Origin of the sequence: Glycocaulis alkaliphilus, from assembly GCF_004000605.1 — a bacterium.
Taxonomy (GTDB): Bacteria; Pseudomonadota; Alphaproteobacteria; order Caulobacterales; family Maricaulaceae; genus Glycocaulis; species Glycocaulis alkaliphilus.
In genome coordinates this window covers 660,810-683,051 of record NZ_CP018911.1, presented here as the reverse complement: position 1 = coordinate 683,051, position 22,242 = coordinate 660,810, and the positions used below count along the sequence as shown (strand labels likewise).

17 protein-coding genes, 1 tRNA gene and 1 other RNA gene are annotated in these 22,242 nt (G+C 62.4%); 5 read left to right on the top strand and 14 right to left on the bottom strand.

Annotated elements, in window-relative coordinates; translation table 11 throughout:
* Window positions 1-16: 16 nt before the first annotated feature.
* The 5 genes from rnpB to X907_RS03205 form a co-directional block, all read right to left on the bottom strand.
* Window positions 17-427: RNase P RNA component class A (gene rnpB / locus X907_RS03225), an RNA gene on the bottom strand.
* 234 nt (window positions 428-661) lie between these two features.
* Window positions 662-1,342 carry an N-acetylmuramoyl-L-alanine amidase gene (locus X907_RS03220; protein ID WP_127565611.1) on the bottom strand — a complete coding sequence of 227 codons (681 nt, stop codon included), beginning with the start codon at window positions 1,340-1,342 and terminating at the stop codon, window positions 662-664.
* The gene (locus X907_RS03215; protein ID WP_127565610.1) at window positions 1,339-2,250 is read right to left on the bottom strand and encodes a DMT family transporter; all 912 of its coding nucleotides are present in this window, start codon (window positions 2,248-2,250) and stop codon (window positions 1,339-1,341) included. Before X907_RS03215 ends, X907_RS03220 begins: the two co-directional genes overlap by 4 nt.
* Window positions 2,251-2,323: 73 nt before the next feature.
* Window positions 2,324-2,605: a hypothetical protein gene (locus X907_RS03210; protein ID WP_127565609.1), complete on the bottom strand. Its 282-nt coding sequence runs from the start codon at window positions 2,603-2,605 to the stop codon at window positions 2,324-2,326.
* 158 nt (window positions 2,606-2,763) lie between these two features.
* Window positions 2,764-3,459, bottom strand: coding sequence for a molecular chaperone DjiA (locus X907_RS03205; RefSeq protein ID WP_127565608.1), 696 nt, complete (start codon window positions 3,457-3,459; stop codon window positions 2,764-2,766).
* A 43-nt stretch (window positions 3,460-3,502) separates the two neighbouring features.
* Here X907_RS03205 and X907_RS03200 point away from each other — a divergent pair, with 43 nt between their 5' ends.
* Entirely contained in the window at window positions 3,503-7,099 is a 3,597-nt protein-coding gene (locus X907_RS03200) for a hydantoinase B/oxoprolinase family protein (RefSeq protein WP_127565607.1), read from the top strand.
* Here the strand turns inward: X907_RS03200 and ettA are convergent.
* The 4 genes from ettA to X907_RS03180 all read right to left on the bottom strand — a co-directional run bounded on the left by ettA (window position 7,096) and on the right by X907_RS03180 (window position 11,944).
* A complete protein-coding gene (ettA, locus tag X907_RS03195; RefSeq protein ID WP_127565606.1) occupies window positions 7,096-8,760 on the bottom strand; it encodes an energy-dependent translational throttle protein EttA in 1,665 nt (554 codons plus the stop codon). The genes X907_RS03200 and ettA overlap by 4 nt on opposite strands.
* Window positions 8,761-8,908: 148 nt before the next feature.
* Window positions 8,909-9,520 carry a helix-turn-helix domain-containing protein gene (locus tag X907_RS03190; protein WP_170175443.1) on the bottom strand — a complete coding sequence of 204 codons (612 nt, stop codon included), beginning with the start codon at window positions 9,518-9,520 and terminating at the stop codon, window positions 8,909-8,911.
* Window positions 9,521-10,095: 575 nt separating this feature from the next.
* Window positions 10,096-11,061, bottom strand: a complete 966-nt coding sequence (locus tag X907_RS03185; protein ID WP_127565604.1) for a glutathione S-transferase family protein — start codon at window positions 11,059-11,061, stop codon at window positions 10,096-10,098.
* Window positions 11,062-11,107: 46 nt separating this feature from the next.
* Window positions 11,108-11,944 (bottom strand): pirin family protein, encoded by an 837-nt coding sequence (locus X907_RS03180; protein WP_127565603.1) that lies wholly within the window; start codon window positions 11,942-11,944, stop codon window positions 11,108-11,110.
* 218 nt (window positions 11,945-12,162) lie between these two features.
* Here X907_RS03180 and rimK point away from each other — a divergent pair, with 218 nt between their 5' ends.
* Window positions 12,163-13,638 carry a 30S ribosomal protein S6--L-glutamate ligase gene (gene rimK / locus X907_RS03175; RefSeq protein ID WP_127565602.1) on the top strand — a complete coding sequence of 492 codons (1,476 nt, stop codon included), beginning with the start codon at window positions 12,163-12,165 and terminating at the stop codon, window positions 13,636-13,638.
* 69 nt (window positions 13,639-13,707) lie between these two features.
* Here rimK and X907_RS03170 read toward each other — a convergent pair whose 3' ends face one another.
* A complete protein-coding gene (locus X907_RS03170) occupies window positions 13,708-14,202 on the bottom strand; it encodes a fasciclin domain-containing protein (protein ID WP_373870267.1) in 495 nt (164 codons plus the stop codon).
* 562 nt (window positions 14,203-14,764) lie between these two features.
* Here X907_RS03170 and X907_RS03165 point away from each other — a divergent pair.
* Window positions 14,765-16,717 carry an AAA family ATPase gene (locus X907_RS03165; RefSeq protein WP_233352503.1) on the top strand — a complete coding sequence of 651 codons (1,953 nt, stop codon included), beginning with the start codon at window positions 14,765-14,767 and terminating at the stop codon, window positions 16,715-16,717.
* Window positions 16,717-17,793 carry a 5-methylcytosine-specific restriction endonuclease system specificity protein McrC gene (mcrC, locus tag X907_RS03160; RefSeq protein ID WP_127565600.1) on the top strand — a complete coding sequence of 359 codons (1,077 nt, stop codon included), beginning with the start codon at window positions 16,717-16,719 and terminating at the stop codon, window positions 17,791-17,793. Before X907_RS03165 ends, mcrC begins: the two co-directional genes overlap by 1 nt.
* 278 nt (window positions 17,794-18,071) lie before the next feature.
* Here mcrC and X907_RS03155 read toward each other — a convergent pair.
* Both X907_RS03155 and X907_RS03150 read right to left on the bottom strand, forming a co-directional pair.
* A tRNA-Gly gene (locus tag X907_RS03155) sits at window positions 18,072-18,145 on the bottom strand.
* A 57-nt stretch (window positions 18,146-18,202) separates the two neighbouring features.
* On the bottom strand, window positions 18,203-19,615 hold the full coding sequence (locus tag X907_RS03150; protein WP_170175442.1) for an alkaline phosphatase: 1,413 nt from the start codon (window positions 19,613-19,615) through the stop codon (window positions 18,203-18,205).
* A gap of 141 nt (window positions 19,616-19,756) precedes the next feature.
* Here X907_RS03150 and X907_RS03145 point away from each other — a divergent pair, with 141 nt between their 5' ends.
* Window positions 19,757-20,257 (top strand): GAF domain-containing protein, encoded by a 501-nt coding sequence (locus tag X907_RS03145; RefSeq protein WP_127565598.1) that lies wholly within the window; start codon window positions 19,757-19,759, stop codon window positions 20,255-20,257.
* Window positions 20,258-20,373: 116 nt separating this feature from the next.
* On the opposite strand, the gene X907_RS03140 is transcribed toward X907_RS03145, so the two are convergent.
* Together X907_RS03140 and X907_RS03135 are read right to left on the bottom strand one after the other, a co-directional pair.
* Entirely contained in the window at window positions 20,374-20,874 is a 501-nt protein-coding gene (locus tag X907_RS03140; protein ID WP_127565597.1) for a hypothetical protein, read from the bottom strand.
* A gap of 26 nt (window positions 20,875-20,900) precedes the next feature.
* Window positions 20,901-22,139, bottom strand: coding sequence for a hypothetical protein (locus X907_RS03135; protein ID WP_127565596.1), 1,239 nt, complete (start codon window positions 22,137-22,139; stop codon window positions 20,901-20,903).
* Window positions 22,140-22,242 lie beyond the last annotated feature (103 nt).

Sequence of the window (22,242 nt, the reverse complement as noted above, 5' to 3'; positions counted from 1 at the left end):
TTTCGCAGGAAATTGAAGTGTCAGGCGGCCTGTAAGCCGGGTTCTGTGCCATTCTTTCCGATATGGAAAGAAGCGGCAGCCATTCCTCTTGGATGGCGCTTGCACGCCACCTCCAGCGACCTACCCGGACGGAATGCAGAGGCGCACCTGCCCGCGCGAAGCGGACGCCCGTCCCTATTCGGTCTTGCTCCGGGTGGGGCTTGCCGTGCCCCCTTCCTTGCGGTCGGGGCGGTGGGCTCTTACCCCACCGTTTCACCCTTGCCGGACACGAAGGCCCGGCGGTCTGATTTCTGCGGCGCTGTCCCTGAACCGGGGCTTGAACCCCGGCCCGCCGGGATTTCCCCGGCACCCTGCCTCCATGGAGCCCGGACTTTCCTCTCCCGCCCGCCTTTCGGCACTGGACGGAAGCGGCTGCCCGGCCGCCTGACGGGTGTTAAGTCGGCTTTCAGGGGGCAAAGGTCAAGCGGGCGGGGCTCCAGGCTGTCATGGTTCGGTGTTTCGGCAAGCGTCGATGTCTCCCCCCGCTTGCGGGGGGAGTGCCGCGAAGCGGCGAGGGGGGGATAATCCAAAAAAAGATTCCCCCCTCCGGCCCTTCGGACCACCTCCCCCGTAAACGGGGGAGGACATCACCTTGCCAACTAACCCTAGAAAGGGCGGTAGCTCACGCCGCGGAAACTTTACCCGCCAGCACCTCAATCAGGCCCATCGTCTCATCATCCAGCACACCATCAGGGCGCGAGGGCCGGTAGCGGCGCTGGAACTCGGTCAGGACCACATCGAGCGGCAGGTCCGGATTATAGCCGATGGCGATAAGCCAGGCCCTCGCGCGCGCCTCATCCGGGCTGGCTGGCACCGCCCCGTCCGGCCACAGGCCCACGCCCTCGCGCGCGAGCCTCTCCCACGGAAACTTTTCGCCAGGATCGATCTTGCGGCCCGGCGCAATATCGCTGTGGCCGACCACATTGACCGGCGCAATGGCGTGCCGTGCAATGATCTCGCGCGACAGCGCGGTCACGGCGCTGATCTGTGCGGGCGGATAGTCCGGCAGGCCGAAATCATGCCCGCCATTGACGATCTCGATGCCGATGGAGGCTGAATTGATGTCGGTCACGCCCCGCCAGTAGCTTAAGCCTGCATGCCAGGCGCGCTTTGCCTCATCGACCATGGCGATGACGCTGCCATCTTCCTCTACCACATAATGGGCACTGACCTTCGCGGCAGGATCCGCCAGCCGGTCAATCGCGGCCCTGCCCGTTTCCATGCCTGTATAGTGCAGGACCAGCATGGAGACCGGCAAGGCGCGAGCATTGAAGTTGGGCGAAGGGAGGCGGATCCGTTTCATCTCGGCTTTTGTATCACGGTTTCCGGCGGCAGTGTGCTGGACCGGCGCGCCGCCACCACGGCCACACCGGCAATCGCGACAAGGCCGCCAGCGATCAGTTGCCAGCTCACCGGGTCGCCCAGAAGAACCACGCCGGAAATGACCCCGATCAGCGGACCCATCAGCGTCATCGGCGCAATCAGCGAGGCGTCATAGCGGCGCAAGAGCCAGTAGAACGCGCCGTGGCCGAAAATATTTACCAGCAGCACCGTGAAGAAGATGCTCGCCAAGAGGAGCCAGCCGCCCGCCAGCATGGCCTCGATCTGTCCGCGCTCGAAAATCAGGCTGGCGATCAGCAGAGGTGGCCAGGAGAATAGTCCAATCCATGCCTGCAAGGGGATGGTGGTCAGCTCCACGCGCTTGACGAAGATCGACCCGGCCGCCGCCGCCATGGCCGCGCCAACGCCTGCCAGCAATCCCACGGTAAAGCTGATCTCGGCAGGTTTAAACACCACCAGAGAGGCGCCCGCGAACGCCATCCCCATGCCGGAGGCACGCACCCAGCCCACCTTCTCCTTCAGGAACATGATGGAGAGAATTGTGGTGAATGGCACGGAGAGCTGCACCACGATCGCGATGGAAGAGGGCGTGGCGTAATGCAGGCCTGTGAACAGCAGGGCAAACTGGATCGCCCCCATGCCGAGACCTGCCCCGATCACCGGACCCAGCTTTTTCGGCAATGGCAGCAGCCAGGGCGCCAGCATCGCATAGAGCAGCGCAAAGCGGATGAAGGCAAAGAAGAGCGGAGGCACGCCCTCGAAACCGGGCACAAGGTCCGGCGTGCCCGAAACAGACCATTTCGCCACAACGAAATTGACGCCCCAGACAAGGCAGACGGCGAACAGAAGGGCAAAATGGCGCGGGCTCATGGCCGCGCTGTAGCGGGCCAGCGCACGGGCTTCAAGTCACGAAACGATAAGGGGTGTTACACGCCCAAGCCTGTCAGCTGCGCGGGGCGCTGGTCCCGTCCACCGTCCAGCCATGTGGCCCCCGGCGGGCGACCAGTACGGAGCTGTCCGTCTTCCGGCGGCCGCGCACTTTGCGGTAGACCCAGTAGGCGCCAGCGCCCAGCACGGCGAGCCCGGCCACGACGAAGGCCGCCGCTGTCAGCACTGCGGCAAGCAGCACCACAAGGCCGATAAAAGCTGCGGCGATGATCGCAGCCAGCACCGCACGCAGCGCCTGTATGGCGGCATCGGAATTGAACGCTGGCTGTTGTGTCATCGGCGTCGCTCCAGAACATATTGCGGCCTCTTGGCCAACCTTTGCGCCCCTAGAGTTGGGGGTTCAGGGGCGCGCGTCAATGGCAGGGATCTGCGCCTCTCTCATAATTAATGTGCCTTGCCCGCTATTGGTTCCCGGCTGCCTGCCAGATGTCAGGATCACGCCAATGCCGGCTTCAACCCCCGGTCAGCAAGGATTTTCTGGTAAGCTGCGTTAATCACGGCCATTTTCTCGTCGGCAAGGCGTTGCAGTTCTGGCGGCGCGCCCCGCGCGATCAGGCGGTCGGGGTGATTTTGCGATGCGATCCGTCTGTAGGCGCGTTTCAGATCGCCATCTGCAATCGAGCGGTCCACACCCAGCACCAGGTAGGGGTCCTGCCCGTCAGATGCGCCATGTCCGGCCCGTATCCGGTCAAACTCGCTGTCGGAGAATCCGAAAATGCCCGACACCGAATGGAGGTATTCCATTTCCTCCGCTGTCAGCCGCCCGTCAGCCTTGGCAATGTGAAAGAGGCCATCAAGCACATCTTCGAGAATGGCCGGGTGAGCGCGGAAACGCCGCGCCAGCCGGCGCGCATAGCCTTCAAACCCGAGCGTGGTCTGCTTGGCCAGATTGAAGGCGCGCATCAGCGAGGCCTCGAAACCTGCTGGCGCACGCAGAACCTGGCGGAAGGCGGCCACCTCGTCATGAGTGACCTCGCCATCGGCCTTGGCCATTTTTGCACCGAGCCCGATCAGGGCCATGGCAAATTCGGCATCGTCCACCCGGTGGCCGGGCGGACAGTCACCCTCGGGGCAGGCGAACGGGTCGGCCGGGCCGGTGATCAGCTCTGCAAGTTTGCGCCAGACGCTCATGCGCGCTTATCTGCACCGCAAAACCGGCAAACGGAAGGGGCAAATGGGCGCAGACAGCACCGCAAAGTGGGAGATCTGGATCGATCGCGGCGGCACCTTCACCGATATTCTGGGACTGTCACCGCAAGGCGAGCTGCATGCGCTGAAGCTGCTCTCGGAAAGCGCAGCCTATGGTGATGCAGCCAGTGAAGGCGTGCGCCGTATGACCAGCCTGTCGGCCGCCGGGCTGCCCGCTGACACCGCAGCCAGCGTGAAGATGGGCACGACCGTCGCCACCAATGCGCTGCTGGAGGAAGATGGCGCGCCGACGCTGTTCATCACCAATGCGGGGTTTGAGGACTGCCTGCTGATCCAGGACCAGACCCGCCCGGACATTTTCGCCCTGCGCATTGACCGGCCCCAGCCCCTGCCCGCGCGTATCGCCGGGATTGCCGGACGGCTGGGTGTGGAGGGGCGCGAAATCGCCCCGCTGGACACTGCGGAACTGCAGGATGTCCTCGCTTCAGCGCGCGCGCAGGGCATCCAGTCGGTTGCCATTGCGCTTATTAATTCGCATGTGAATAATATGCATGAAGCGGAAGTGGCGAAGCTGGCCCGCGCGGCCGGGTTTGATCATGTCAGCCTGTCGAGCGAGGTAAGCCCGCTGGTACGGCTGGTCCCTCGCGCCTCCACCACCGTGATCGACGCCTATCTGGACCCGGTGCTGCAGGATTATGCGGCCCGCGTGGACAAGGGGCTTGGCGGCATTCCGCTTTACTTCATGCAATCCTCCGGCGGGCTCGCCCGTTCCGGGCACTTTCGGGCGCGCGATGCTGTGCTGTCCGGCCCTGCTGGCGGCGTGGTCGGCATGGCGCAGACAGCCAGGGCGGAAGGGCTGGACCGGGTTATCGGCTTTGACATGGGTGGCACCTCCACTGACGTCTCACGCTATGACGGGGACGCCTTTGAACGCCGCGACCAGGTGCGCATTGGCGGCCGCCTCTTGCGCGCGCCCATGCTGTCCATCCACACCGTGGCCGCAGGCGGCGGATCCATCCTGCATTTTGACGGGGAGCGCGCCCGCGTCGGCCCGCACAGTGCAGGGGCGAGGCCGGGTCCGGCGGCTTATGGGAATGGCGGCCCACCCACTATTACGGATACGAACATTGTGCTGGGCCGCGTACATGCCGGATGGTTTCCGGACGTGTTCGGACCGGACGGCAATGCTCCGCTGGACATTGAAGCTGCGCGCGCGGCCATCCTGCCGCTGGCGGCATCCATGGGAGCGGGCAGTGTAGAGGAAGCCGCCGAAGGGTTTCTTGCCATTGCTGCCGAAGCCATGGCCGGCGCCATCCGCCAGATCACCATCTCACAGGGCATTGATCCGCGGGACTACGCGCTGAACGCCTTTGGCGGCGCGGGCGGGCAGCATGCCTGTCAGGTGGCCGCGGCGCTCGGCATGAGCCGTATCATCATTCACCCCAAGGCGGGGCTGCTCTCTGCTCTGGGCATTGGCATGGCCGCCCTTCTGGAGACGCGCCAGGCCGGGCTGGAAGTGCCGCTGGACGCCGATGGCTTGCAGGCGGCGCAGGCGCGCCTGTCCGCACTGGAGGACGAGGCAAGCGAAGCCCTCAAAGCCCAAGGTGCCGGGGAGATACGCGTCACTGGCCAGCTGCACCTTCGCGTGGCGGGATCGGACACCGCCCTGCCCGTTGCCATGAGCGGGCTTGATGCGGCGCGCGCCACGCATGACGAGGCGCACCTTCGCCTGTTCGGATTTACACCGCCCGCCAATGCTGTGTTGATGATCGAGTCGGTATCGGTGAAGGCGGAATCCCCTTCAGGCGCCGTTCTGCCCTCCACCCCGCACACGAGCGCGCAGAACGCTGAGCCGGAGGGCCGAACGCGCATCTTCTCCGGCGGACGCTGGCAGGATGCGCCGGTTTATTCGCTGGCGAAACTGTGCCGGGAGCAAATCATTTCAGGCCCCGCCCTGATCATGGAACCGGGCCAGACGATCACCCTGGATGAGGGGTGGACGGCGCGGCCGGGGCGCACCGGCGCCCTGATCATGGAGCGGACGGGCGAGGCCACAAGAACGAACGGCTCTACCGCGCTCGACCCTGTTACGCTGGAGCTTTTCAACCGCCGTTTCATGGGTATCGCCGAGGAGATGGGCGTGGTGCTGGAGCGCACCGCCCACTCGGTCAACATGAAGGAACGCCTCGATTTTTCCTGCGCTGTCTTTGATGCAGAGGGCGGGCTCGTCGCCAACGCGCCGCACATGCCGGTGCATCTGGGCTCCATGTCGGCGAGCGTGCGTGCCGCTCTCGATGCTCACCCTGATCTCGCCGCAGGCGAAGCCGTGGCGCTGAACGCGCCCTATAATGGCGGCACGCATCTGCCCGACATCACGGTTATCCAGCCCGTCTGTGACGATAGCGGCAAGCGCCTCTTCTTCGTGGCCGCGCGCGGGCACCATGCCGATGTGGGCGGGATCGCGCCCGGCTCCATGCCGCCCTTCTCGAAAACCATCGACGAGGAAGGCGTGGTGTTCGATGCCGTGAAAATTCTTTCGGACACGAAGTTTAATGAGGCGGCCGTGCGCGAAGCGCTGGGATCGGGCAAACACCCGGCCCGCGCGCCGGAGCGCAATATCGCCGATCTCAAAGCCCAGCTGGCGGCCTGCGCGCGCGGCGCGCAGGAGCTGCAACGCCTGATCGCCGAACAGGGTTTAAGCGTGGTGCAGGGCTATATGGGCCATGTGCAGGACAATGCCGAGCGCGCGGTCCGCCGCGTTATCGGCGCTCTGGAAAGCGGCTCTGCCGTGATGGAGCTGGAAGGCGGGGAGCGCATCTGCGTGGCCATCACCACCCAGCCCGGCGACGGCGCCGCCATTATCGATTTTACCGGCACCAGCGCGCAGATGCCGAACAATTTCAATGCGCCGAGCGCCGTTGCGCGCGCTGCCGTGCTCTACGTGCTGCGCTGCCTGATCGAGGATCAGATACCCCTCAATGAAGGCTGTCTGAAGCCGGTGGAGATCATCATCCCCGAAGGCTCGCTGATCGCGCCTGAGCCGCCCGGCGCGGTGGTGGCCGGCAATGTGGAGACCAGCCAACTCATTGTCGACGCCCTCTTCGCCGCTACCGGCCGGATGGCCGCCGCGCAAGGCACGATGAACAATTTCACCTTCGGAAACGAAACATATCAGTATTACGAGACGATCTGTGGCGGCTCCGGCGCGGGACTTATGGCCGATGGCAGCGGATTTGACGGTGCGGACGCCGTCCACACCCACATGACCAATTCACGCCTGACCGATCCTGAAATCATGGAGCTGCGCTATCCGGTGCGTGTGGCGCATCACCGGGTGCGCGAAGGCTCAGGGGGCGGCGGAAAATGGCGCGGCGGGCATGGCTCGGTGCGCCGGATCGAGTTTCTTGAGGCCATGGAGGCCAGCCTGCTCTCCGGGCGCCGCCGTGTCGCCCCTCCCGGCCTGAAAGGCGGCGGAGACGGCGCGCCCGGCAAGGCACGCGTTATCCGCGCCGATGGCAGGATAGAGGAGCAGCCGGCCCTGTTCTCGGTCCGGCTATCGCCCGGCGATTCAATCGAGATCGAAACGCCGGGCGGCGGCGGGTATGGGGAGTCTCGCGGCTAACGCTCGAACTTCTGGAACTTCACACGCGTAGGCACCAGCGCATCGGTGCCGAGGCGCCGCTTCTTGTCTTCCAGATAGTCGGAGAAGGCGCCCTCGAACCACTCCACATGACTATCGCCCTCGAACGCTAGGATGTGTGTGGCGATCCGGTCCAGGAAGAAGCGGTCGTGCGAGATGACCACGGCGCAGCCGGGGAAGTCTTCCAGCGCGGCTTCGAGCGCGGAGAGCGTTTCCACATCGAGATCGTTGGTCGGTTCGTCGAGCAGGAGCAGGTTTCCGCCTTCTTTGAGCATCTTGGCCAGATGCACCCGGTTGCGTTCACCGCCCGACAGGATGCCGACCTTTTTCTGCTGGTCCCCGCCCTTGAAGTTGAACGCGCCGACATAGGCGCGGCTGGGCACTTCATGTTCGCCGAGCGACAGCATGTCGTGGCCGCCCGAGATTTCCTCCCAGACGTTTTTCTTCGGATCCAGAGCATCACGCGACTGGTTCACATAGCCAAGCTTGACGGTTTCGCCGAGCTTGACCGATCCCGTGTCGGGCTGCTCCTCGCCAACGATCATCTTGAACAGCGTGGTTTTACCCGCACCGTTCGGACCGATCACGCCGACCACACCGCCCGGCGGCAGCTTGAAGGTCAGATCCTTGATCAGCAGCTTGTCGCCGAACGCCTTGGTAACATTGTCGAACTCGACCACATTGCCGCCCAGGCGCGGGCCCGGCGGAATGCGGATGGTGGCGGTGGAGATTTTCTCACGATCCGCCGCGTCGCGCATCTCTTCGTATGACTTGATACGCGCCTTGGATTTGGCCTGACGCGCTTTCGGGCTGGAGCGGATCCACTCCAGTTCGCGGGCGAGAGCGCGCTGCTTGGCACCTTCCTCGCGCGATTCCTGCGCCAGACGCTTGGCCTTCTGCTCCAGCCAGGCCGAGTACCCGCCCTGATAGGGGATGCCCTGACCGCGATCGAGCTCCAGCGTCCAGGTGGTGATGGAGTCGAGGAAATAGCGGTCGTGGGTGACGATCAGCACCGCGCCGTCATAGTTTTCAAGGTGATGCTGGAGCCAGGCCACGCTCTCGGCGTCGAGGTGGTTGGTCGGTTCGTCGAGCAGCAGCATGTGCGGCTTGGACAGAAGCAGCTGGCAGATGGCCACGCGGCGGCGCTCACCACCCGAAAGGTTCGCAACCGAAGCATCGCCGGGCGGACAGCGCAGGGCCTCCATCGCCATCTCGATCTTGGAATCGATATCCCATGCGTCGCGCGCATCGACCTGTTCCTGCAGGGCGGTCATCTTCTCCATCAGCTCGTCGGAATAGTCTTCCGCCAACTGCATGGCGATGGCGTTGTAATCGTCATAGATTTTCTTGTCTTCGGAGCCCTCGATGACGTTTTCCCAGACGGTCTTGGCCTCATCGAGCTTCGGCTCCTGCGGCAGATAGCCGACGCGCACGCCCTTTTCCGCCCAGGCCTCGCCAGTGAAGTCATTGTCCATACCCGCCATGATCTTCAGCAGGGTCGACTTACCCGCGCCGTTGACACCCACAACACCGATCTTTGCATCGGGCAGGAAGTGGAGCGAAATGCCGGAGAAGACCTGCTTGCCGCCCGGAAAGGTCTTGGCCAGCTTGTCCATGTGATAGACGTATTGATAGGACGACATGAGCGGGGCTCCTTTGGCGGCGCGGCAGGGGGAGAAAGTCTTGCCGCGCTATAGCGCAGGCGCGCGCGCCCTGGCAATGGAAGGGGTGAGCGCAGGCGGATTATCCGCCGGCCTGTCATGGCACCGGGCCAGAAGGGCGGCCAGCGCGCTAACGTTCAAGAGCCGTTATGCGCTCATCAGGAGCGTAGGAATTGTATTCCTGCTCGCTGATCTCAACATTCTGGCTGTAAAGAACGTATTTGTAGTTTTCATCGGGCAGCACGGTGGTCACGGCCTTAAAGAACGCGGTCTGCTCCGCCCCCCCGGCAACCCAGATATTGCGAACAAGATTCAGTGCGCCATCAAACGCACCCATCGCTCTGAGTTTGATCGCCTGCCGGTCAAAATCCTCGCCGAGAATGTTTTCGAGCACATCCCAGGTCCGGAGCCGGGCATAGACGCCGCCCATGGCCCGGAAGCCCTGCGATACCTCCAGAATGCGCACCGTGTCCCGGTCGGCAACGACCATGCTGACAGGGGAGTAGCTGTGCCGCACCGCCTTGCGCCAGCGCACGGCCGCATCCTCGAAAGCCGGGCTCGCAACCAGCGCGGTGATACGGTTATAGACCGCCGTTGAGGGCATTAGCCGGCCGCTCTCCAGCCTTGAGTAATAGCCCTGGCTGACGCCGAGATGTTCAGCCACCGCCTCCTGCTTCAGGCCTGTACGGCGGCGGAACTGCCAGAGCAGGGCCGCGATATTCTCAAGTTTAGCCTTCCCCAAAGGGCGCTCCCAAGCTGCAAACAGGGTGGAGGAGGATGCGGGCCCAACCTCTTTCAAGCTGCATTGCATTGCGCACCATAATGCAGGCGGGCCGGTCAGGACAATGGAAGGGGTGCGCGGGACGCAGGGGGCGGCCCACAGAAAACCCGCCCGGATTGGCTCCGGGCGGGGTCGTGCTGTCTGAACGAACGGAGGGGTCAGCCGCCGGACCTGGCAGCCATGAGGCGCTCGACAGTGACCATGACGATCACCATCACCGAGGCGGCTGCCAGCACATTGGCGTAGCTGGCCAGGGCCGCGGTCGCAAAATCCCCGGCAACCGGTATCGCTTCCAGCGCGGGGAACCGGCCAGCAGGAAAATCGCAGCGATCAGTACGCCGCGCCTGTGATCCTCAGAAACGAAGAACCCGCTTGCAAGGCCCGGAACCGATGGCTGGCAAAGGGCGAAGATGCTGGGCCGCCCCCCCAACAATGAAACCCCGGACGCGAAGCGATCCGGGGCCTCTCTACGCATAGTCTGCACAAGGTCCCGGCTCTGCGCTGCGCTTGGCCGGGACTTGCGAACAGACCGGACTCTAACCCCCGTCTGCCACGTGCACATCCGGCCCCAGTGGCACGATGCCGGACGGATTGATCATGTCATGGCTCTCATAATAATGCCGCTTGGCGTGCTCGAGATTGAAGATACCGGCAATCCCCGGCAGGCCGTGCAGACGGCGCGCGTAAGCGGCCAGATGCGGATAGTCGATCAGGCGTTTCAGATTGCATTTGAAATGGCCGTGATAGACGGGGTCAAAGCGCACCAGCGTGGTATATAACCGCCAGTCGGCCTCGGTCAGTTGCGTGCCTGTCAGGTATTCTCGCCCGTCGGACAGCAGGCTTTCCAGCCAGCCCAGGCTCTCAAAAAGCGCCGTGACCGCCTCCTCATACGCCTCGGCCGAGGTGGCAAAGCCGGATTTGTAAACCCCGTTATTGACCGTGTGGTAGATGCGCTCATTCAAGGCATCGATCTCGCCGCGAAGGGGTTCGGGATAGTAATCTCCCGGCGCCGCGCCCACCTCATCGAAGGCGGAATTGAACATGCGGATAATGTCCGCACTCTCATTGGAGACGATGGTGTTTTTCTGCTTGTCCCACAATACGGGCACGGTCACGCGGCCGGAATAGTCGCTCTTGGCCGCCGTATAGACCTGATACATATAGTCGGCGCCGTGCAGGGGGTCGGGGATCACGCCAGGGCCATCTTTGAAGGTCCAGCCGTTTTCCTTCATCAGCCAGTGAACGACCGAGACCGGGATCATCTCTTCCAGCCCTTTGAGATGACGGAAGATCAGCGTGCGGTGCGCCCACGGGCAGGCCAGCGATACATAGAGGTGATAGCGTCCGGGCTCGGCCTTGAAGCCTGCCTCTCCACTGGGTCCGGCTGAGCCGTCTGCCGTCACCCAGTTACGGAACACGCTGTCCTGGCGCTCGAACTTTCCGCCCGAGCTCTTGGTGTCATACCATTCGTCTTTCCAGACGCCGTCCACGAGCCGTCCCATAGGCGGTCTCCTTTTTTTCTGCTGCTAACTGACTAACGCGCGAAAGTCAGAACCGGCCCATCTGGTAGTCCAGCATGGCCTGGCGCACCTCGCCTTCCGTGTTCATCACGAACGGCCCGCCCCAGGCGATCGGCTCGCCAATAGGATAGGCGGCGGCCAGGATTGCGCGGGCACCTTCCGGCCCGGCCTCGATACGCACCGTGTCACCGGGGCCGAACACGCCCAGGTGCGCTTCCGGCAGGGCGATGCCGGAGATGCTGACCGCGCCAGTATGGATGGCGAGGATGGTGGTCTTGTCGGCCAGTATCGGCTCCTCGAACACAGCGCCTGGTTCCATAACGAGCTCAGCGTAGAAAGGCTGCGTCGTGATGTTCTTCACCGGGCCTTCAACGCCGGCGGAGGTGCGCCCGGCGACAATCTTTGCCACCACACCCTCTCGGATGTCGGAGGGTACTTCGTCAGAATCATATTCCTGATAGGCAGCCGGTTTCATCTTCTCGGCGGCCGGCAGGTTGATCCAGAGCTGGAAGCCGCTCATCAGCCCGTCTTCCTGCACCGGCATTTCGGAATGGATGATCCCGCCAGCGGCGGTCATCCATTGCACGCCGCCCGGCTCTATCACGCCTTCATGGCCCTTATTGTCCTTGTGGCGCATCCGGCCTGCGACCATGTAGGTCACGGTTTCAAAGCCACGGTGAGGATGCTCGGGAAAGCCTGCGATATAGTCGTCCGGATTATCGGAGTGGAATTTGTCGAGCATCAGGAACGGGTCCAGCACGCGCAGTTCCGGGGTGCCGAGCAGGCGGGTCATCTTGACCCCTGCCCCGTCAGAGGCGGCCATGCCGCGTGTCAGCTTCACCAGCGGGCGATAAATTCCGGCCATGGAGACTCTCCTGTGCAATATCTCAGACCACACATGGGGGCCGTGGCGATGCAGGTCGAGACAGGTGGCTTGCAGATATATCTTTCCGCACGGGAAGAAATTGACTTTGCGCCAGCTAGCGGGCCCGATGGACGCGCGCGAAATTGCGCGCTAAGGCACGCGGCAGGCGGGCATACCCCGCAATCAGGATCAGGACGCCAGAGGCTATTGAGGATTTGATGGATCAGCCATTCATACTGGGATGGGAAGAGTGGGCGTCCTTCCCGGAGCTGGGCATTCCCGCAATCAAGGCCAAGGTGGACACCGGCGCACGCACGTCTGCGCTGCATGCAGTGTCTGTGGAGCCGTTCGGGCCGGATGACGCACCCCAGGTGCGCTTTGTCATCCATCCCATCCCGAGCCAGCCTGATGTGGAGATCACCTGCGCGGCCCCGGCGGTGGACCGGCGCGAGGTTACCTCGTCCAATGGCGAGTCCGAGCTGCGCTGGGTGATCGAGGCAATGGTCGATGTTGGCGGGCGCCAATGGCCGATCGAGCTGACCCTGACCAACCGGGAGAGCATGAATTACCGCATGCTGCTGGGCCGCACGGCCATACGCGACGGTATCGTGGTGAACCCGGCGGACTCTTATGTGCAGGGCAAGATCGGCTACAAGGTCTATTCCGATTATCCGCGCCAGAAGCCGGTCAAGCGCCCGCTTCGCATCGCCATCCTGACGCGCGAGCCTACCAACTATTCCTCCAAACGCCTGAAAAAGGCCGCTGAGGATCGCGGCCATGTCGCCGAGATGATCAATACGGCGCGCTGTTCCATGGGCATCAACACGCTCTCGCCCGCGATCTATTATGATGGCCGCCGCCTGCCGCGCTTTGATGCGGTGATCCCGCGCATCGGCGCGTCGATGACCAATTACGGCATGGCCGTGATCCGCCAGTTTGCCATGACCGGGGCCTATATCCTGAACCCGGCTGCCGCCATTGGCGCGAGCCGCGACAAGCTCTATGCGCACCAGCTTCTGGCCCGCGCAGGCATCGGCATGCCCTCCACCGCCTTCGCCCACTCGCCCAAGGACACCAAGACGCTTATCGAGCTGGTGGGCGGCGCGCCGCTGGTGGTGAAGCTGCTGGAGAGCACGCAAGGGCGCGGCGTGGTGCTGGCCGATACGAAAAAGGCCGCCGAGAGCGTGATCGACGCCTTCCGGGGGCTGGAAGCCAATTTCATCGTGCAGGAGTTCGTCAAGGAAGCGGGCGGAGCGGACATTCGCTGCTTTGTTGTCGGCGGCAAGGTGGTCGCGGCGATGAAGCGTCAGGCTTCCGCCGACGAATTCCGCTCCAATTTGCACCGGGGCGGCACGGCAGAGGCTGTGAAGATCACACCAGAAGAGCGCTCAACCGCCGTCAAGGCCGCCAAGGCGATGGGCCTCTCGGTCGCGGGCGTGGACCTGTTGCGCTCCAATAGCGGCCCGAAAATCCTCGAAGTAAACTCCTCGCCGGGCCTCGAAGGCATTGAGCGCACCAGCGAAAAGGACGTCGCGGGCATTATCATCGAGTACATGGAAAGCCAGGTGCAGACCGTCTCCCTGCCGCGCACTTCGCGGCGCAAGGGCGCGCTCAAAGCCTCCGACGCGCCGGAAAACACCGAGCTGAAAGTGATCGAAGCCAGCGGCAAGGCCAGCGAGGAAGCCGGCGAATAGCAAGCACAAAAAGGGCCCGCCACCGGGGAGCGTGACGGGCCCTTTGACATGCCGAATCTATGGAGGGGATCAGTTCGGCAGGATGACGGCGTCGATCACATGGATCACGCCGTTGGAGGCTTCGATGTCAGCGGTAATGACATTGGCGCCATCCACCGTGACCGAGCCGTCTTCACCAACGACCACATTGACGGTCGAACCTTGCAGGGTTTCAAGATCATAGCTGCCCGGGCCAACGCTGTCTGACGTGTAGCTGCCCGGCACGACGTGATAGGTGAGCACGGCCTGCAGCTGGGCCTGATTTTCCGGCATCAGCAGGGTGTCTACCGTGCCTTCGGGCAGGTCGGCAAAAGCCATGTCGGTCGGCGCAAACACCGTGAACGGGCCTTCGCCTTTGAGCGCATCAACAAGGTCAGCGGCCTGAACGGCAGCCACCAGCGTGTTGAAATCATCCGCAGCGACAGCCGTGTCGACAATGTCGGCCGGGCCGCGGTGATGGTCAGCAAGTACCGGCGCAGCCAGAAGCGCGGCAGCGGCAGCGGTCGAGGAAATCATGGCGGTCATACGCATCGAACAGTCTCCGTTTCTATTGCCGGAACGAGGCCGGGCGTCCGGGGGAAGCCGGCCAGCCTCGCGGATACCGGGAAGCGGTATCTTGTATCGAATACGCGATACTGAAGAGGGTGGATCACCTTGGGTGAAGAAAGTTGCTGAAGGCGGCGTGGCCGCGTGAAGGCGGGAATGGGCAGCGAGTGCCGCGCGGGCCGTCCGCGAGCCGTCCGCGGGCGTGAACAGCGCCAGACGGACGCAGGCAACAGCCCGGCAAATCGACGGTGAAAGGAATTGAGCCTTCATCATTGTTGTCAGGGGTCATGGCACCCGCCCGGCGCTCCGCTCTCCGAAACGCCAAGGGCCGCCGGGCACTTTTGCCCGCAGTGAGGCGCGGACGCGCGGATACGCGGGGCGCAACCAAATTGGATCGGCCCCTCAACTCCACAACTATTATGGCCGCGACGAGCCCTGCAAACAATGCAGCTGCCAAACAACAGATGCAACTCTGCATATATTAAGATCAATACTTGTGGATATTTTCTGTTTTCCGACAGATCGGAGCGTCGGCCGCTCGATGATTCAGGTGCTCACGACCAAAATGGGGCGCGTGCGCTTTTCGGTTGTGGGCACCGGAGACATGTTCATATCCCAACCCAACGCCTTGGCCTTTGTAAGCGATCCTGACATTCTCGCTTCAGTTGCAAGGGGAGGCAGGGTCGTGGGCTTACACAAGCTGAAGATCGAGGGCGTACCACAATTCGTCAGCTATTTCGCACCCGTGATCGAGATCATGAGGGATCTCGGTGGCCAGGCCCGCCCTCGTGAAGTCATTGGTGAGCTAATTAAGCGGCATGAGATACCGGAGGAGTTTCTAGCGCTCACCAATCAGAATGGCCGCTCGAAGTTCGAGAACAGGGTACACTTTGCGCGCCTCTATCTGACCAACGCCGGAATGTTGACCTCGCCGGGCCGAGGCGTCTGGCAGTTAACAGAGCAGGGCCGGACCGCTGATCTTTCGTCAGAATGGGCAGCCGACATCTTCCGGACGGCGCGGGTCAAGTTTGCAGGCGATGAAGATGACCAGGATGCTCCCAGCGATGACCCTGGTGCTGAAAGGGTGCATTACTGGTTTGTTGGCTCAATGTGGTCCGATGGCGACCAGACCAACAGGTTTTTGGAAGAAGGCATCTGGCAAAATGGCGATGAAGATAAATTCTCGGCGCTTGTCAGGCAGATGAAGCCTGGTGATCGTATCGCCATCAAAGCCTCTTTTACCCAAAAACATCACGTTCCATTCGAAAATCATGGCCGTACCGTAAGCGTCATGCGGATCAAGGCCATCGGCACGATAACAGAAAACCGCGGTGACGGCATGACGGTCGACGTCGATTGGCAAGAGCTGGATCCACCCAAGGACTGGTATTTCTACACCTACCGAAACACCCTTGCCCGTGCTCGCGTTGAAGACGAGGACTTGGCGCGACGACTTGTTGCGTTCACCTTTCATGGTGCCGGTCAGGATTACGACTATTTCCTCCGTCACACCTACTGGGCAGAGCGCTTCGCGCCAGAGGTCGATCCGCTGAGCGAAGCAGAAGCGGAACATGCCTCCGAAGATGACGCTTCGCCGATGATGGAGATCCATCCTTACACGGTGGACGACATCATTGCCGAAGGCGGTTTTCTGGGACGTGATGCCTTGCAGGGCCTCGTTGATCGCCTGTCATCGAAGAAGAACCTCATCCTTCAGGGACCGCCAGGCACTGGAAAGACGTGGTTAGCAAAGCGATTGGCCAAGGCGCACATCGGTAGCAGGGCGCCCCAGCCTGACCAGCTGCGCTCCGTTCAGTTTCACCCTTCACTGTCATACGAGGATTTTGTGCGGGGGTATCGCCCTTCCAGTAGCGGCCTGACACTGACGGACGGTATTTTCTTGCAAGTGGTCGACGCTGCCCGTGCCCAGCCTGATTTGCCTCATGTCCTGATCATCGAGGAGATCAATCGTGGAAATCCGGCACAGGTGTTCGGCGAGATGTTGACCTTGCTGGAAAACACCAAGCGCAGCCGGGCAGATGCGATCGAGCTGGCCTATCGGAAGATGCCGGGTGAGAAGATTCATGTGCCTGATAATCTGTATCTCATTGGCACCATGAATGTCGCCGACCGCTCGCTTGCCTTGGTCGACCTGGCTTTGCGTCGCAGGTTTGCTTTTGTAACCTTGGAGCCGCTATTGAATACCGCATGGGAAAATTGGTGCCGCGCCAAGAATTTCCCAGACGATATGATCACCCTGATCCGGGATCGCATATTCACGCTGAACGAAACAATCGCCCAGGATCGGGCGTTAGGGCCGCAGTTTCGGGTGGGGCACTCATATGTCACGCCCACAGACGAGAACATCCATGACCATTCAGCATGGTTTGCTGAAGTGGTCGATACCGAGATAGGCCCGTTGCTGGAAGAATACTGGTTCGATGCCCCTGATCGCGCTCGGGGTGCGGCCCAGGCGCTGCGTGAAGGCCTTTGATGGCCAACGCCATCCCCCTACGCAACATCTGGCTGCTTTTTCTCTACGCGGCTGATCTGGTGCAATTCAGGGGCAGGTTTGATCATCAGGTTGAAACGGCCCGGGATCTTCCGGATTTGGTGGCAAGGCTGTTGACAGATGTCGTTGATCAGCGCCTTCGACGAGACCTCTCACGAGGATACCGTTCCAGAGCGGCCACGCTTTCACGGGTTCGTGGCCGCATCGATATGCTGGAGACCACGACCCGCCAGCTAATGGATCGGGGGCGCATCGCTTGCCGCTTCGAAGAACATACGATGGATACCCCGCGCAACCGGCTTGTAAAGGCAGCCCTTCAACAGTTGGCGAGCCGCGTTCAAGACGATCTGATTGCAAATCGCTGCAGGCAATTGGCGAGTGATTTCACACGAATGGGCGTGATCGGTTCTCGTCCGTCGTGGGCTGAACTGGCCAGCGACCAGATCGGTCGCAATGAAAGTGCGGACCGTTTCATGGTCGCTCTGGCGCGCATGGTTTTTGATACGATTATCCCCACACAAGGCGCGGGGGATGTCTGGGGCAAGCTGCCTGATAGCAATGATCATCTGGTCCGCCGCCTATTTGAACGGGCCGTAGGCAACGCCCTGCGCCTTGAGTTGCACCCTCACGGTTGGACGGTAAGCCAAGGCAAGCGCTTATCATGGCCTGTTGAAGCGCCTTCGCCTGGGATCGCCGCGATCCTTCCTGGCATGCAGATCGATATTGAGTTGAACCAGGAGGCAACCGGGCGCCGCATGGTGATCGACACGAAATTCACGGCGATATTCACGAGTTCCGCCTATCGCAATGAAATTCTCAAGAGCCGCTACATCTATCAGCTTTACGCCTATCTGCGCAGTCAAGAGCAGCCGGAAGAACCCGCGACCCTGACAGCGGAAGGGATGCTGCTGCACCCTCAGACAGGAGGCAGCGTCGATGAGGGGATGACCCTTCAGGGCCACAGGTTTCGGTTCAAGACAATTGATCTGACGGCTGGCCCCGGGGAATTTGAGGCAAGCCTGAGAAGCCTCGTGTATGAGCCCGAATTGGCGGGATGATGTGGCTTGCACTAGAAATCCAACGGCAATGAAACCAGGCAACCTTCTGAAACTAGCTTATGAGGCCAGCCTTCGACGTCGCTTGGGAAGATGGTGCTGACCGTCATCGGCATCAGTGATCATCAGTGACGGTAGTACGAAAACGCGGCCGGGGAACTGGCAGCGGCAGCGCCTTCAATGAGCCTACAATCAACCGCAAAAACTGCAGTATGTTTGTGAATGCGGTCCAGTCGGAAGCGCGCACCCATCTTATAAATCAATATATTAAATAGATAAACTGGAGCGGGTGAAGGGAATCGAACCCTCGTCTTAAGCTTGGGAAGCTTCTGCTCTACCATTGAGCTACACCCGCGACAGGCTCGCGCCGGACCGATGTACGGCGAAGGTCCACCGCGCGCAAGGGCGTTGGCTAGTTCGCAAACTCCAGCCCCATCGCATCGTGCATGGCCCGGTTCAGCGCGGTGTTATCCAGATAGATGCGGTTCTCCGGCGTGATGCCCCAAGCCGCCAGCCCGTCATCGCGCTGCGTGGCCTTGGCCCTGATCCGGTCAGCGCCGGCGCCATGCGCCCAGAGCGGCACCAGCTCGTTGGTGTGATTATCGGTGTGCCAGCGCGCCAGCGGCAGCATACCTGCACCCTGACCGATGACATTCTGGAAGGCCTCATCCAGCGAGTCCGGGCCGAGCAGAAGGCCATTGCCGTGATCGGTGGTGATAACGATCAGCGTCTCCTCCCAGGAGGAGTGCGTCTCGACCCAGTCCACCACGGCCTCCACGGCCAGATTGAAAGCCACCTGCTCCTCAATGATGCGCGGCAGATTGTTGGAATGGGCCGCCCAGTCCACCGCGCCGCCTTCGATCATCAGGAAGAAGGGTGCGTCTTGCGCGTTGAGCACGTTGAGCGCGCCGGTGCTCATTGTGGCAAGGTCCGGCACGGCCGGGATGAGTGGGTCATTCATGCCCTCGCCGTCACGTCCGAAGCGGATGGTTGCCGCCACCGGAACCGTGCCGATTATACGATCGCCAGCGGCGGCTTCCTGTTCACCGGACGCCAGCGCCGCAAAGCCCTCCAGCGTATCGATCAAGGTCCAGCCCGCCTCACCGGCGCTGAGCGCCTGCCAGGTATCGGCCCCGCCGACATAGCTGTAATCCACATCCTCGCCGCTGCGCGGAAGCCCGTTATCGTCGAAATAGGGATGGCCTGCACCCATCACCACGGTGGCGGCCCTGTCGGTCACGATCTGGCGGGCAATCTCTTCATAGTTCTGGCGCGAAATGTTGTGCGCGAGGAACGCCGCCGGGGTGGCATGGCTCCAGTACACGTCCGAAATGGAGCCGAACACGCCGCCATTGGCGGCCAGCGTCTGACCGATATGGGCGAGCCTGGTGCCGTCCGGCGCGATATTGAGCGCGCCGTTATGCACCTTCACACCGCTGGCCAGCGCCGTACCCGCCGCCGCGCTGTCGGTAGGGTTGGTGCGCAGATAACGGTAGCCTTCAAAGCCCTGCGGATAGCTGCCTCCGCGGGTCTCGAACACATCACCGGCGGGCGTGCCGTCCCATGCCGGCGCAGCTTCATAGCTGCCTGCTTCACGGCCTTCGCGGCCTTGAGAATAGGTCGACATGAAGACGTGAACATCGAACCCGTCATAGACCTCACCGCCCAGCTCGCCATGCCGGTAATGGCTGGCCGCCTGCCAGGTCGTCATGCCCGCCCCGTCGCTGATCATCAGGATCACATTGCGCGCTTCCTGTGCGTGGGCTGCAGAGGCCAGGCCAAGGGCAACAAAGCTGATCGCGGTAAAACGGAGAAAACGGGTCATCATTCTTCTTTCAAGCAGTGGCTGAGAGATTGTCAGAGGTAGCAGCCCGGTGTGACAGGGGCATGAAAGGATACTGGCGGCGCAGCCAGGGTGCGCCTAAGTGTGATAGCACACCTGCCGCCGATGCCCGAAGGAGCACTCATGGCCGAAGCCCTCTCAAAAGCGCCCGCAGGCGAAACACTCGAACAGGCCTATGCCCGCGTGGCCGAGGAAATCGCGGCGATTGTGGCTGGCGAGACCAGCGAGACGGCGCGCTTTGCCACGGCGGCCTGCGTACTCGCGCAGAATTTCGCGCCGCGCTTTTTCTGGACGGGGTTTTATGTGGTTGATCCGCTTAAACCCCGTGAGCTGGTGGTCGGCCCCTATCAGGGCACGCTGGGATGTTTGCGCATCCCGTTCGGCAAGGGGGTGTGCGGCGCGGCAGCGGCCAGCGGCGAGACCCAGCTTGTCCCTGACGTGCATGCCTTCCCCGGCCATATCGCCTGCGACAGCCGGTCGAACTCGGAAATTGTCGTGCCGGTGTTTCGCCCCGATGGCTCTCTGGCCGCGGTGCTGGACGTGGATTCAGAAAGCCTTGCTGCCTTCGGCCCGGAGGACAAAGACGGGCTTGAAGCGATCTGCAAGATACTGCTGACGGCGTAATTCAAGCCATGAAACCCCGGGCGGGCACTCCGCAAGACCCGGGGCCTCTACCAGAATTATCCTGAAACTGGTCCCGGACAGCCCTTCGGGCTTCCGGGAGTTCAGTGAGACCCGCCCTAAAACAGTCCCAGGAATTTCTTGCGCTTGCGCGGTGCCTCTGGTTCGGGGATGCCGTCTGCCCAATCCGCCTCCGTCTCCGGCTCAACGGGCGACACGGCCTGCGCCTCGCCGGCAAAGCCCGCATCGGGCCGTTCGCCGGCAATCGACGGGGCAGGCTGAGCCTTTGGGCGTTCGGGCGCATTGGCCAGCGGCGCGCCGGGCATGCAGATGTCAGCGTCGCACAAGGCATGGCCCACCACGCCCGATGTATTCAACGGCAAGGGCGAGTAGGGCCCTTGCGTGTCGGCAAGGCCCAGCTGGCTGCGCAATTCCATGCGGAAGGCACCGGCACGCGTTTCGATGCGGTGGCGGCGATCAGCCTCCTCGCGCAGGCGCGACAGATCGGCCGGGCGCGGGGCACGCACGGCAATGGCGCTCTCATCGCGCACCTTGGCCAGGGCGGCGCGGGCGCGGTCCAGATCAAGCCGGGACGGGGTATCGTTCATGTCACTGCTCATCGATCAAGCTCCTAGCCCGCCAGCCATCAGGCCTTGCGAGCATACCATTCCACGCCGCCCGTTTGCGAGATCATCACCACATCCACATCCCCGCCGACCCCGGTCTGGGTCTGATGCAGGCTGCTTTTGAGGATGTTGAGCTCCACCAGCGCCTTGGAGGTTTCGGCGATCTGGCGCTTGCCGGAGGCCGACACCACCTGGATGAACGGGTTGATAAACTCTTCCTGGCTGACCTGATGGGACGCCTTGATGAAATGGCCCGTCAGGGCAGGCAGGGCGCCCTGCCCGATGCGCTCCATCACCTCGCCGGCCGCTTTCGCGTCCAGCCCGGCCTCACGCAAGGCCATATCGGCAGCGGCCTCATTGGTGATGAGATTCATCGAAATCATCATGTCGAACATGAGCGGGTGGATGCCGCGCAGGAAGGCATGGGTCATGTCGGCCTGCGCAAATGTGCGCACAAAGGCATTCGGCCCGTCATCGACACCCACGGCCGTCGTCTCGTCATGGGCGCGCTTCATCACCCCGTCGACCAGGATGGAGGCATAGTGATGGACGTAGACCGGGAAAATGTCCGCTGTCCCCAGCCCGGCGAACACCAGACCCGCATAGGGTTCGAGAAAGGCCGGCTTGGTGACGATCATGTAGGCAAAGTCGAACAGGCGCGCGCGCATCGCCTCTTCCTGCCCGAAGGCGCCCAGCGCGTCGGCAATCAGCTGGTCCAGCACTGAGCCGTAAAGCTCGTAAAAGCGCTCGCGCGTGAGATGGCCAAACACGTCCAGATCGGCGCGCGGACGCCCGCTTTCGTCATGGGCGAGATGGCTGCGGTAAAGCTCCAGCGCGGCCTCGAAGGCCGCCGCGTCGTCCTCATACCCGGCACCGGGGTAGCTCGCCATGGCGCGGGCATGGTTCATCAGGGTGAGGAAGGCGGCGCGCATCAGCCCCTCGAACTCCTCGCGCTCCTCGCGCTCAGGGAAGAGCTTGCGGTTACCATCGACGAAAGCGAAGAAGGCTTTCGCGCAATCGGCGACGCTTTCAAACTCGGTACTGCCATGCTGTTGACGGAAGGCGTGGGCGATCTGCGACCAGGAGCGGCCGAGCACATCGCCGCGCGAATAGACCATCAGCGCGACCGAGCCATTGAGCGGCAGGATTTTCTCCGCCTCCAGCGTGACAACCGGCTCCGGCCCGCCGCCATAGGTGACCGCGCTGTCAGCGGCCAGTGCCACGGCCTGCCGGTTCATGATCATCACTTCAGACGTCATCGGCCCATTTTCCCCTCACCGGCGCGATTGTGCCCGCCAGTCTTTTTCCGGTCCCTCTGCCGGCCTGCTGGCCGCCCGTTAACGGAAGGTTACCGCGAAAAAT